Genomic DNA, 12,635 nt, shown 5'->3' on the forward strand with positions numbered 1-12,635 from the left:
GGTAATGACCGCTAGCGATCCATTCGATAGGGGTCAGCCGGAATAATCGGCTCACGTTGCATGAGTATATCTGCCAGCAACCGGGTTGAGGCCGGCGCCAGTACAAGGCCATTGCGGAACTGACCGGCATTGATATACAGGTTTTCAAATCCGCTGACCTGACCGATATAAGGAATACCCTGCGGTGACCCCGGGCGTAAACCGGACCAGTGGTGCTCAACCGGATAATCGGCCAGCGCAGGGGCTATATCCAGCGCTGTCTCGTACAGGGATTTTGCCGCCTCTTCTGTGGTACGCTTTTTAAAGCCGATGCGCTCCAGTGTACTGCCCACCAGAATACGGCCATCGTTCCGGGGGATCAGGTAGCGCCCACCTTTAAGGACAACCCGGTTCACTAATCCCGGCTCCGCCTTAAACAACATCATCTGCCCATGTACCGGCTCGACCGGCAACGCTCTGCCCAGCAAACTCAGTAATTCAGCACTCCAGGCTCCGGCAGCGATTATGACCTGCTCACCCCTGACCAGACCTGATGCGGTTTTTACGGCACTTATCCTGCCATTCTGCTGTTCAAAACCCTGCACCTCCTGATGCTCGAGTAGCGACACGTTCTCCAGCCGCAACAGACTTTCTCGTAATGCCCGGCCAAGGCGAGGGTTACGGATGCTGCAGACCTCGGGCATCCACAGACCTTCTTCAAGACCCGGGGTGAGAGCAGGCTCTTTCTGATAGATAAAATCGGCACTGACCCGACGCAGCGGGCGATGGTAACGCTGTGCCCAGTCAAGGGCATCCGTCTGGTCTTCAACCGCGACCATCAGCATTCCCTTTTGCCGGAGTTCAGGGTCACAGCCCGTCTCTTCCAGCAGATCCTGCGCCAGATGCACGTAGCTGCTCTGCGACCAGGTAGCCAGTTGAGTCACAGCCTCCGGGTAGCGCCATGGGTAGAGGGGGGATACGATACCACCGCCCGCCCAGGAAGATTCCTGCGCACAGGCTTTGCGGTCGATCAGGGTAATGCTTGCCCCCTCCTGAGCCAGCTCCCGCGCCAGCATCATGCCAATTACACCACCACCCACAATCAGAAAATCAGACATCTCACACCCAGTCATCGCTAAAACCAGCAGCTATTGTGCAGGGAGACCGGGCATCTTTCCATTGATATCGATTAGGGCTGATGCGATTCAACGCACCCGGCCGGTCAGAGAGATAACCAATGTCCGAACATCCTCCCCCCGACTCAGTGCAAAGGTTCCGTTAGAACCACCTGAGAGTGAGCCATCGGGCTGATAGACCAATACCTCCCCGCGGTTCCAGCTCACCCGGTTCTCCGCCTCAAATGCCTGAACACGGATCACTCTCTCTTCGGGAGAATTAAGCTGCTTGTCGCCGTTTTCATCGATGAATAACAACGCCCCCTGCCAGGTATACGACCCACTCTGAGCATACCCGCTACAGCCGCTGTTTCGATCCCAACGGCAGACCACCGCAGAAACACCACTGTGCACAGCACCTGAGCGCGCGAGTGAGAGCAAGCTGCGCAATTTTTGCTGGTCTGTTCCAAGCTGATAGTCTGTTATAAAACGGTTATAGGAGGGCACACCCACCAGCAAAAGGATAGCAGCAACGCTCAGGGTAACCAGCAGCTCAATCAACGTAAGCCCGTCACTTCCACGCGCCGAAAAGCCTGGATTGCCCATACTATTCATCCCAGCACCGGGAACCGATACCCGTTGCTGCCCGGCGTCCCAGATGATCATAGATCAGCGAGCCACAGGGATCATCCGCCTGCCCGCCGATTGGCTGTGCCCGTAAAGTAAAAGAGTCAGGCTGAAGGACTGTCAGATCTATAGCATAGAACTTCGGATTTCCCTCCTTAGGCGATTTATCGAAAGGCAAAGCCAGCAACGCGCCGCTGGCAACATACCGCCCCTGAAGGGTGTAACCTCGCTCCAGCCACTGAGCCAGCTCGAGGAGATCACCCTGCGCGGCAGTACGCCTTGCTTCCTGCACATAACGCAGATAAGAGGGGTAAGCAACGGCGCTGATGATCCCGAGCACAGCCACCACAATCATCAGTTCAATCAGAGAAAAGCCACAGAATTTACGCACAGGACTCACCGGATCTGCAGCCAGGACTGTCGGCCTAAGCGGACTCCACCAGCCACATCACGAAGCGGCACATTACCTTCTTCGTCACTGTTATAGCTTTTTCCTGAACCTTCCGTATCAAGGATAACTGGCGAATCCATTAATCCAGCCTGATTTTTGACTGCTGAAGAGGCCTGATCTTTAACTCCATCAGCATCTGTATCCAACCAGTCATTCTTGTCGATCCTGCCATCACCGTTGAGGTCAAAAACACCCCTCTCAATCACCTTTCCGGTCTGCGGCTCAAACGCAAAACTCCAGCTTTTGCCACCAAATTCACAGATGGAGGTATTCGGAACCAGTGTATTCAGGTGAACTACTTCGTCATACAACAGCGCATCGGCGACCACCCTCTCACCGGGGTAGTTCAGACTGTTAAAATCCAGATACCAACCCCGTTTACTGTTGTAATTAACCGGGTAATTACTCAAGGCCCGGGCATCATCCGTATAGCCGGTATCGGAGGCCAGCGCTTCGTAGGTAATTTCCTGATGCTGCAAGTCTGAGCGTTCAACCGGCGTCTTGCCCAGATCCTGAATGCCATAGTAGCTCTGCACCTGCGAGGTGTCGGTATTATCCCCCTCCGCAAAATATTGACCGGTACCAAAAAGCACCATTAAACCGCCGGATTTTGCCCGGATCACCAACGGCTTAGTGGTAATCGGTTGCGGCTTGAGACAAGGGCTCCCGGAACAGGCCTTAAACAGTGGCACAGCCTTGCCGGCCTGTTTAAAGGCCACATCCCACTGCCGGGGATCGTCCGATGAAACATCGAACTTCCACAGATTACCGTTGAGGTCACCCGCGTAGATGATGTCGGCGATACTGTCCCGGTTACTGTCTATGGCAACCGGGGTGGAGAGACCGTTACTGCCTGCGGCTCCAACCTCCTTCTGCCAGATAATTTCGCCGGTTTTCAAACCGATGATATACAGCACCGCTTTACCATGGGTACTGCTATAGCCATTACCGAGAATCACCCCCCAGTCATTGTTGCCGGTGCCACCATCCGATTTAAGCTTAACCACTGCGGGGCGGGCAAAGGTATACCCGAGGTCGGCAAAGCTTTTTCCATTGGGGTCTGTGTCAGCCGCCGTATAGTCCCAGAGAATATCCTCCTCTGCGAATGCTTCCGGGTTGGATACATCCAGCGCAAACACGCCTTTCCCGCCAGCCCCCAGCGTGCCGACCAGCGCGCTCCCCCAGCGGCCACCACTCTCATTGGCAGCGCCCTCAAACGGTATAAATGCATCTCCGATTACCGCGCTGTTATTGACATAAAATCGATGGTTGTAATCAGGATCCGGAAGCTGATGGAGCTGATCGTGCAGGGCACGCGGGATGTAAGAAAACAGCTCTTTCCCTTCGCAGGCCTGAGTATCAGGATTACAATCAGGCCCCATTTCCCCGTCTGCAAGAAAGCCATGCAGCATTCCATCATTCGCCCCAACATAGATCATCGCAGGACGTCCACCCTTCTCTCCTTTATCCGCATCCCCCCCGGCCAGATAGTCATCATAGGTGGACAAACCAGCCTCAGTTTCCAGAGCAAAATACCCTACACTCTCATCTGTGGTATAAACCGGTCTGGAATTAACAATATCGCCTAACCGGCTCCCACGACTGCGATACAAACTGCCTTCAAGGCTTGAATCCCCCCTCAGGTAGTGCACCGCAGCTTCATCCAACCCGGCCGCCGCCAGCGTTGCTGCAGCCTCTTCCCAACTGAATTCAACACCTCCTGCTCGTGGCTGATCCGATGTATAGATCTTTCGAAGGTGGGCAGCAGGTATCAGTTCCGCACTGTTCCACAGGAATCCATCGGGCGCACCCGTCTCGGGATTCAAACGGTAAGCTAACAGCTCACCACTCCAGTCGCTGGTATTAAAGCGGACCTGATATAACTTTGAATGGCTATTCAGCCGGGAAGAATTTGTCGCCACTGAAGCAGAAGAGGAGGTGCGCGCAATAATACTCTTGATCGCCCCGTTCAGAGCGGCCTCCAGCGCATCAGGCGAGCGAGCCGACAGGAATTCGCCCCGGCCATTCCAGGCGGCGTGCCGCATGTCATCGATGGTCGTATCCTGCAGCCTCACAGGGGTAGGCCATGGGAAGCTGTCTTCATCAGGCCCGGGGTTACGATCGAGGGTTCCATTAACCCCAAAGGCAACCGTGTAAGTCACCATATGCTGTTGCTTATTTGTATCTCGCGGCGATATATGGACTTTATCATCGAGACCGGGCATCAAATCCCGCTCATAGTAGTGCATCGCCACATCCGCCAGCGTACCCGATTGCCCCGGTTCTTTATCAGCATAACTGCCGCCATCATAGGCGCTGCTGTTATCACTGTCGGCATTCCCTATTGCAGGTGCCACTGTGCTGGTCCAGGCACCATCAGACATCAGGATCGCAAAATTTTTCTGGCACTCTCCTCCCTTCTCAGCAGGAAGAATCGGCGATACCTGTGGTGTTGAAAATAACCCGGCGGGCTGTTTATTTTCAAAATACTGACCAACCTGATCCAGTTTGTGACGGAGCGCAGTCCCACCGGAGTAATAGTTCTTTAGAATCCCTTCCTTAATTTGCTCCCGATTGCTTTGATCCCGCATATCTGCGACAGGATAGCCCTCAATCCCCCTGAGATTCAGGGTACTGAGCCCCATTCTGGCTCTGGAGTTATCCACAATAGGAAGCATCACTTTTTTAAGAATGTTTCCCCTTTTACGGTAATAGGTGTACCAGTTCGCAAAATTTGTTCGCTCCTCGGGTGTCATTTTATCTACCGTAATGAAATCCCGCTCATAGTCATAGCCGGGTAATGTCGGGTCAGGGCATTCTCCTTTGTCAAACACACCATCGCCATCCTTATCATCCCATTCACTGTAGCCACGCTTTAAATTTACGCTGGGAAGGGAGATACCATCATTGTAATAAGAGCCGATGTAAGCTTGCGTCAGGTCAGTGGTTTCTGTTGGATCATAAGGATTTTCCCGAGCAGCCGTAATCGACTGATCGTCAAAGGCAATCCCCTCTTTATCTTTTCCCAACCAAGGGGTGTAAATAACGTTGTTGTTGAAATACAGATGGTTATAACCAGCGCAGGTTTTCAGAATTGCTCCCTGATTATCAGGCAGGGGATATGGAAAAGCATGCAGCTCATTAGCCCACCACCTGTCCTTTTGACTCTTTGCCAGGGCCGGATATTCCGCTTCAGCCTCATTGGCATGAATCACGCTGTAGCTCATACTTCCGGAATCATCGAGCATAAAAAATATATTCGGCTGCACAGAGACATTCACCGAGAGCGGGTGATCAGCGATAGCCCCCTGGGTTTTATTCGGTATAAGCAGTACGAGTGGCAATACAACATGCGAGAGCCGGGTTATGCTGTCCTTATTCATAATCCCTACCTAGTATTTGAAAATGGTCTGCAGGATCACTTCTGTATTGCGATTCAAACCGGCGGAGCGTGATGTCACGCGGTAAAAGCGACGCGCTCGTTCAGGCTGATTCAGCTCAAGACTCCCTTCAGGAGCAGGACCATAGTCCTCGATGATATAAGCGGGGCTTTGTTCCAGCTCCTGAAACCCAACCCCGGTATAGGCCCTGACCTCGTTGCCGGCCCAATCAACCTCAAGCCAAACAGGCGCCCCTGTCCTGGCGGGCTGGAAAAACCCGTCACTGCCATCAAATGCGGGTAAATTGCCAGCTTTTATCAACGCTTCACCCTCCAGTAATGCGGCCTCTGCGGCCTGAAAGGCAATGTTACGACTGCGGGCATTACCGGCGATTTTTTCCTCCATGCTCACCACCTCCATACCGGCCAGACCTATGACGGTAAGTATCAACAGGAAGATCATACTGATAATCAGGGTCGCGCCATTTTGCGTGTCGGACGGATGCTTCATAGCAGCTTATTCCTCAAAGCAATGGTACTGCTGAACACCTTACGCAGACGGCCATCATCAAAGCGCTGTTGAACCCCGTTGAAGTGCAATATCTGAGGCGCTTTGGCAATATTATTCCGGGTAGTTTGCAGCAACAGGCTGACCCGTACACTGACAATCTCATCCCTGTCTGCGACCCGGTCGAAAGGGATATACCGGTTGGCAGTACCGTCTTTATCGGTGTCTTCACCATAGAGGATCTGCATATCCTCAACCCCTTCGACCAGCTCATTGGATCTGAGAACCGGAATTCCCGATACTCGCTGTATGCTCTGGCGATAGAGGGACGTCCCCTCTCTGTCGTTAGCTGCGATGAAATACCGGGCAAATTTCAGGCGCCGCACCGTCCCTAGATTGAAAGCATATTGCTCCCCCAGAGTTGAGCTGCAATCGACATCGGGCCCCAGCCCTTTAGAGCAATTCCCTATTGAACTCCCATTGCCTGAATTGTGGACAATCGTATTCCCGGGGTTATCCGGCCCGGACATCATAAAAATTGCCGAGTGACTGCAATCCGTTGCAACCAGAACCTCACCCGGGCTGAATGCATGGTTTTCTTCGCAGTGCATGACTGCTGAGGCGGGATTATGGGTGCGTATAACACAACTTTCGCTGCCTGCATAACGAACCTCCAGCAGATCGGAACCGGGAACTGTCGTTCTGCTACCGAAACGCACAGAGCCAAGGTCGTTCTGACCATTGATTCCTGGCTCCAGATCGAGGTAATCAACAGGCTGGGAACCATCTGTGCGTATGATATTTGTTTGGGAGGTATAGGCGCTGCAACCACTGTACCCCGTTAAGCGCAGATCACGGGTAAGTAGCGCCATTGCAATCCGGCCATTATCCTGCAAATTGGCCAGAGCCATATTAACGCTGTAGGTTACGGAGCTACTGCTGAAAATCTGCAGCACGCCCGCCATGAGTAACAGCCCCAGCAACAGAGCAATCATCAGCTCGACTAAACTGAACCCCGCCTGATGACTGATGCGGTATCCCTTCATAGCTGCGCACTCACAGCAAATTGAGTGATAGGTGAAGTGCGGTCGCCCCTGCCATCATGCCACCAGATATAAACAACGACCGGGTTAGCTGAATCATTCGCATCACAATCAGGCTGGCCCGGCTGATCGCCTGCCAGATTGCTGCGACATATTCTGCCTGCACCGTTTGCCAGTTCATCCCCGAGACGAGTCTGCCATTCTGCCAGATCATTTACAGCCATCTCCGCCGCGCTGCAACCACTCACCGGTCCGCTATAACTCATACAGTGGCTATGGGTTACCCCTTGTTCATTAAAATAGCTTCCCCGCGATACCGCTTCCCTGTTCGCCCGCATCCGGTCGATAATGTCATAAGCCAGCAACGTGGCCTGACTGCGCATATATGCGCTCTGGTTCAGCTTCAGCGAATTTAGCTGCATCGCCGCGAGCCCTAGCAAACCCACGCTCAATACCACCAGCGCAATCATGACCTCAAGCAGGTTAAAGCCGGACTGTTTAGTCATCGATACTCCCTATCCTATGAATACAGTTAACCTGAACAGGCTCAGCAAACGACAAACAGCCGGGTTTCTGAACACTGATAACGCCAATGCCGACAACCGGCCACAGATCCCATTCCCGCATTAAACTGACCAGGCCATACACGAATGTTCGCGCGGCAGGGAAACTACAATAAAGTATAGCCTTATGGCGCTCAAAATAAATAGATCACTACCAAAAAAGAAGACATCGTACTCTGATATCTACAGAGCATACGCACTAACGGGTGATAGAAATTCAGAAGCACCTGAAATTCTGGAAGAGCTCAATCGCTGAATATGAAGGAAAATAAATCGCAGAAACGAATCGGCCCCTGCTAAAGCAGAGGCCGATTTAGGTCTAAATAAGCCGATCCTGATCGATCGACTGATTATGGCGTGTCGGTCACTATAATATCGAAAGGAATATCCACATCGCCGGAGATTGGAGGGTATTCGCCTACACCGGCAGGGTCATCAAATACGATGGTATCTGGCGCAAAATCAAGCGATGAGGCAGCACCTGAGGCCATACTGATACTGATCGTACCGGTCCAGTTGTAATCAACGAAGCAGCGATACTGAATCGATTGAGTCGATTCTTCTTCAAGCACACACTCCTGAGCATTATCAGGCAGCGGAGTCAGACCCACTGAAATATCAGGCTTCAACGTGGTTGCATCGTCGCTGGCCCCTGAGACATCCAGGAAACCGTTAATCTCATAGGTCTTATTTACATATCCAAGAATAATCTCTTCATGGGGAATCTCTACCTCTTCACCACCCGAAGCAACATTCAGATATCCAAAGTTATCATTGCTTTGATCCGGGTAGCCTGACAAGTTGTGCAGAGCCGAGCTAAACAGCGGTTCATCGCCTTTACCACCTGTTGCCTGATCACAAACCGAGTACAAACTACCGGACCCTGTAGGCGTATCATCGGTAATAACAAAGTGCTGATTCTCCAGATTACCGGCCGTATTGGTTGGTCCGGGAACCTGAACCGTATTCTTATCGATCTCGCTATAGGTGTAGTAATAACCAAAGCCCGGATTGGCCGTCGAAGAAGCCAGATAAGGACCTGAACCTGCATCCGTAGTAAAACGGACCAGACCTGACTGACCGATAATAGCAGCAGCGTAATTAGTTCCGGCAACAGAGGCCGGATTTACCAGATAATATTTATACTCTCTGGGGGACAAGCATACAGAGTCAGCAGGCTTACCACTGTTTTCCAAGGCCAGAATCAGCGTAATGGTGCCGTACCAGCCTTTACCAAAGAGACAGGTATAGGCCGCCTGAGTACCAACTTGATAAACGGCACAGCCACCACCTTCAGAGGTCAGGACGTTGGGAGCGGCCGCTACATCATCAAAATCATTATCCGGCCCATCATGAAAGTAGATATTACCGGTGATTTTGAAGATGGGACTGGTTGTATCGACCAGTTCGATAACAGAAACCACTTGGTCACAAGTATTACCACCATCTGTACATTCAGCATCGGTGACCTTAATGCCATATTTGTCGTCACCAAGCGAGACCCAGTCACCCACCTCTTTACTGGCATCATGAGCCACATCGGTTGTAACTCGTGCAATTGCAATCGCAGCACCGCTTGGGCGCTCAATATCACCAATGTTAGCCCCGCCCCCGACACCGGCCTGATCATTGTTATCCAGAGACTCATCGGGATCGTTCCAAACAAAGCGGCTACTCAGGGAAACCGATGCTGCATTCCCTCTGGGGTCCTGCCAACTGATAATGGAAGAGAGTTCATAGTGATCTTCAAAGCTGGTAGCCGCCGCGCTGGCCGGGGTCAGGGTTGTAACGTCCAGATCCAATGTATAGGTGGTATTACCAACCGCCAAAGACGCCGGGTAATCCAGCAAAGCCTGAGCCGCCATACTGGCGTAGCCGTTTAACAGAACAATATTGCGCTGTTCTTCCAATTCATTTTCAGCAAGTTTCAGGGCTACAGCACGCGCTTTAGAATCGCCGGATTCTCTGACTAACTCGCTCTGAAACATCGCGGCCCCAAGCAAGCCCACTGCAATAATAACAAAGGCGATCAGTGCTTCAATAAGGGTAAAACCGCTTTGAGGTGCTCGTAAAACTTTCATAACTCAGTACTCTGAAATTAATCGGTGGCGTTGGCTACCAGTCCTTCCAACTACCCCGTATGACCTGCATCGTCTTCAGCTTTGAAGTATTTTCTATTGTCGACTCATCATAATAAACATTCGCGGTACCGGTACCCATATCCAGCTCATTTTCCGATACGATACCACCTACAACCGTCATTGTGCCGGCGACCTTGTCAACCCGACGCGCTACAACCACGCCATAAATGGTTGGACCACCGGTAATCTGAAGATCACCATCTGTGACAAGTACCACCGGATTCTCCCGGGTTCCGATGGTCCCGCCAGAAGGATCACCATTGAGTTTGGCATCGGTTAGATAGATCAGGTTGCCACTGATCTGGGCTGAGGTAGAGGCTTTTAACTCGTTACCGGTCATTTTCAGGGTGGCGGCTTCTGTCAGCTCATCCAGCGTTTTACCGAAAAAGTTTTGAATAAACTCCTCGGGAGTTGAACTGGATAGATTCGTATCCCCGTCAATCACATCCGGGCCTGTGGTGTTTTTGGTGGTACTTGAGATCGAATCGATATCATTCACTATGTCGAATGACAATCCATTGTCGTAGTAGGTTGTCTCGATATAGTCCCCAAGATTGCCAGAAGTCCACCCACCACTATCATTCCAGCTTGGATCCCGAATATAGGTATCAGCCGAGCCCCAGGAGCTGATTGAGTCCCCGGACCAGATATTCAAATTGGTAAACAGGTTGTATACATTGAGGTTACCGGTTGCATCAACATACCCACGGGCCACAATGGGCAGATCGGGCGGGTTCGGTAACAATGGCACTTCACCAATCAGAACCGAGATAGTGCGTGAAATATTACCATCATCACTTTCCCCGATAGACTCAACCTGAATCAGCGACATATCGGCAGCACTACTGATATCGCTCAAAGTGACCGAAAACTCTCCGACGCCAATAGATTCTGTGGCACCGGAAGCGCCGGACAGATCAAGAACACCATCATCATCCTGATCGAGACCAATACGAGCATAAGCGATGCCATAATCGACACCTGCCTGAGCAGCATGGAAGGCCTGCTTGGCACGGTACTCATTACCCACCACTTTTTTCTCCATAATCACCGTTTCAGAGGTGTAGAAGGAGATTCCCAATATCACAACCAGCAGTACCACAGCGGTCAAAAGGGTAGCAGCTCCGCGTTGATGAACAGGGCTACTGACGTGATCTGCTTTATTCGGCAAAAAAGTCATTTCGAATTCTCACTGATTCCTGCACGGTGGCCTGCCAGTCACTGTCATTATTAACCTGTGCAGAGATTTGGATATCAATCTCGCGGACCGATGCAACAGCGCCAGATGCAGCAGCCATTGAAGCCGGACAAGCGGCCGTAATCCCATCCTCTTTACACAAAGAACTATCGGCAAAAGATACGCCGGTTACGGTCATAAAGTTCAGATCCGTGACTGCTTCCCAGGTGCCTACATTACAGGCGGTCATATTACCGCCGGATGCTTTTAACCAGATGGCCCCCCCATCGAGTTTAACCCCTCTGAGTTCATCCGAACCAATCACGTTGGAACCATCTTCATTGGCGTCATAGCTGTATAACAAACATGTAGAACTGACACGGATAATATCTTCCCCTATCTCATCATAAGGGGTTGTATCACTGGCTCCCTGCCGCCAATGACCGGCTCTTCTGATATCACCTACGATAATCGACGTCACCGCCGCCAGCTCCTGGTTCAAACGTGCGCTGTATATTATGTCGCGACTACTTTTAAAGGTCACAATATAGGCATAGCCGATGCCTGAAAGCACAATCAACCCTACAACCAGGCCTATCATCAGCTCGATCAGGGTCACACCCGCCTGAGATTTAAATTTCTTTTGCTCTGTCATCATGGGCAATCCGCATAAACATTGAGCGTACCAGAACAAAGTCGCAACCGACCCAACGTATTTAACTGGACCTCTGCGCTACCGTAGCCGGGGAGACTGATGGTAATGTCGCCGCTCTCCATAGATATAGCCCGGGGGGCGCTAAAACCAGAGTCATCGGCGGCAAAATCTGTGGTCAGTACTGTCTGTGGGTAATCGTTACCCTGCAAGGATCTGGCCTGAACACCATTAATCGTGCAGGCAGCCAGAGAAGCAGCGCAATCACAGGCAGCCCCATCACTGATACCTACACACCAACCCGTTGCGCCGGTGCCTTTAAAGGCCACAAAGATATCTTCTCCGTTGGCAATAGATTCACTGCGGGCATACTGGATATGGCTGAATACCTCCTCTGCCGCGCCCGTAAGCTGAGTTTTCTGATTAAAATCACGGTAGCTGGGTACAGCAATAGCGGCAATCACGGCTATGAGCGCAACACTGATCATCAACTCGATCAGGGTGAAACCACCAGAACTACTACGACTCATATCTAACGCTCCCAGCAATCCGCATCCGCATTGCCACCGGAATAATCGGGACCATTTTCATCTATGCCAAAGGTGCCGCATGCATCGCCTACCTGAACACCCGCCGGGGCTGCAGTCGCCGTAAATCCATTGGCCGCCCCGACAGTCGCCAGTGTATAGAAGCCTTCACGGGAATTATTCGTAAATCCAAGGTCGGCCAACGTTGATGTGTAACTGGGATTATTCGCCCGCCACTTTTCCTGGGCTATACGCAGATCAGCCAGACTCGCCATCGCGTCAGCACGTCGGCTTTTCTGGACATAATCTACATAGGAGGGATAGGCAACAGCAGCAATGATGCCCACAACTGCTACCACAATCATCAGCTCAATCAGTGTGAAACCATGATGCCGCTTCTGAAAACTTACACTCGACGCCACGTACTACTCCTTGTCACTTTCATTGTTGGCCAAAGGGGGCTTTAACTGCTG

Annotated in this window: 12 protein-coding genes; all 12 read right to left on the reverse strand. The window is 51.7% G+C overall.

Annotated elements, in window-relative coordinates; all coding sequences use genetic code 11:
• Positions 1-11: 11 nt before the first annotated feature.
• Positions 12-1,097, reverse strand: a complete 1,086-nt coding sequence (thiO, locus tag QUD59_RS06370; RefSeq protein WP_286240301.1) for a glycine oxidase ThiO — start codon at positions 1,095-1,097, stop codon at positions 12-14.
• 87 nt (positions 1,098-1,184) lie between these two features.
• Positions 1,185-1,700, reverse strand: a complete 516-nt coding sequence (locus QUD59_RS06375; RefSeq protein WP_286240302.1) for a GspH/FimT family pseudopilin — start codon at positions 1,698-1,700, stop codon at positions 1,185-1,187.
• A gap of 1 nt (position 1,701) precedes the next feature.
• A complete protein-coding gene (locus QUD59_RS06380) occupies positions 1,702-2,112 on the reverse strand; it encodes a type IV pilin protein (protein WP_286240304.1) in 411 nt (136 codons plus the stop codon).
• A gap of 5 nt (positions 2,113-2,117) precedes the next feature.
• Positions 2,118-5,555, reverse strand: a complete 3,438-nt coding sequence (locus tag QUD59_RS06385) for a pilus assembly protein (protein ID WP_286240305.1) — start codon at positions 5,553-5,555, stop codon at positions 2,118-2,120.
• Positions 5,556-5,564: 9 nt separating this feature from the next.
• Positions 5,565-6,062: a pilus assembly PilX family protein gene (locus QUD59_RS06390; protein ID WP_286240306.1), complete on the reverse strand. Its 498-nt coding sequence runs from the start codon at positions 6,060-6,062 to the stop codon at positions 5,565-5,567.
• Positions 6,059-7,105 (reverse strand): PilW family protein, encoded by a 1,047-nt coding sequence (locus tag QUD59_RS06395; protein ID WP_286240307.1) that lies wholly within the window; start codon positions 7,103-7,105, stop codon positions 6,059-6,061. Before QUD59_RS06395 ends, QUD59_RS06390 begins: the two co-directional genes overlap by 4 nt.
• Positions 7,102-7,608 (reverse strand): type IV pilus modification protein PilV, encoded by a 507-nt coding sequence (gene pilV / locus QUD59_RS06400; protein WP_286240308.1) that lies wholly within the window; start codon positions 7,606-7,608, stop codon positions 7,102-7,104. Before pilV ends, QUD59_RS06395 begins: the two co-directional genes overlap by 4 nt.
• Before the next feature lie 407 nt (positions 7,609-8,015).
• Entirely contained in the window at positions 8,016-9,746 is a 1,731-nt protein-coding gene (locus tag QUD59_RS06405; RefSeq protein WP_286240309.1) for a type IV pilus modification PilV family protein, read from the reverse strand.
• A gap of 34 nt (positions 9,747-9,780) precedes the next feature.
• Positions 9,781-10,917, reverse strand: a complete 1,137-nt coding sequence (locus QUD59_RS06410) for a hypothetical protein (protein ID WP_286240310.1) — start codon at positions 10,915-10,917, stop codon at positions 9,781-9,783.
• Positions 10,918-10,966: 49 nt separating this feature from the next.
• On the reverse strand, positions 10,967-11,641 hold the full coding sequence (locus QUD59_RS06415; RefSeq protein WP_286240312.1) for a PilW family protein: 675 nt from the start codon (positions 11,639-11,641) through the stop codon (positions 10,967-10,969).
• Positions 11,638-12,165: a GspH/FimT family pseudopilin gene (locus tag QUD59_RS06420; RefSeq protein ID WP_286240313.1), complete on the reverse strand. Its 528-nt coding sequence runs from the start codon at positions 12,163-12,165 to the stop codon at positions 11,638-11,640. The genes QUD59_RS06415 and QUD59_RS06420 overlap by 4 nt, the downstream gene beginning before the upstream one ends.
• A 2-nt stretch (positions 12,166-12,167) precedes the next feature.
• Positions 12,168-12,584: a type IV pilin protein gene (locus QUD59_RS06425; RefSeq protein ID WP_286240314.1), complete on the reverse strand. Its 417-nt coding sequence runs from the start codon at positions 12,582-12,584 to the stop codon at positions 12,168-12,170.
• Between the last annotated feature and the right edge of the window lie 51 nt (positions 12,585-12,635).

It is taken from the genome of Neptuniibacter halophilus (assembly GCF_030295765.1).
Lineage (GTDB): Bacteria > Pseudomonadota > Gammaproteobacteria > Pseudomonadales > Balneatricaceae > Neptuniibacter > Neptuniibacter halophilus.

Coding starts and splice junctions, on each gene's coding strand:
- thiO (WP_286240301.1), bottom strand. CDS start 1,097: ATGTCTGATTTTCTGATTGTGGGTGGTGGTGTAATTGGCATGATGCTG.
- QUD59_RS06375 (WP_286240302.1), bottom strand. CDS start 1,700: ATGGGCAATCCAGGCTTTTCGGCGCGTGGAAGTGACGGGCTTACGTTG.
- QUD59_RS06385 (WP_286240305.1), bottom strand. CDS start 5,555: ATGAATAAGGACAGCATAACCCGGCTCTCGCATGTTGTATTGCCACTC.
- QUD59_RS06390 (WP_286240306.1), bottom strand. CDS start 6,062: ATGAAGCATCCGTCCGACACGCAAAATGGCGCGACCCTGATTATCAGT.
- QUD59_RS06395 (WP_286240307.1), bottom strand. CDS start 7,105: ATGAAGGGATACCGCATCAGTCATCAGGCGGGGTTCAGTTTAGTCGAG.
- pilV (WP_286240308.1), bottom strand. CDS start 7,608: ATGACTAAACAGTCCGGCTTTAACCTGCTTGAGGTCATGATTGCGCTG.
- QUD59_RS06405 (WP_286240309.1), bottom strand. CDS start 9,746: ATGAAAGTTTTACGAGCACCTCAAAGCGGTTTTACCCTTATTGAAGCA.
- QUD59_RS06415 (WP_286240312.1), bottom strand. CDS start 11,641: ATGATGACAGAGCAAAAGAAATTTAAATCTCAGGCGGGTGTGACCCTG.
- QUD59_RS06420 (WP_286240313.1), bottom strand. CDS start 12,165: ATGAGTCGTAGTAGTTCTGGTGGTTTCACCCTGATCGAGTTGATGATC.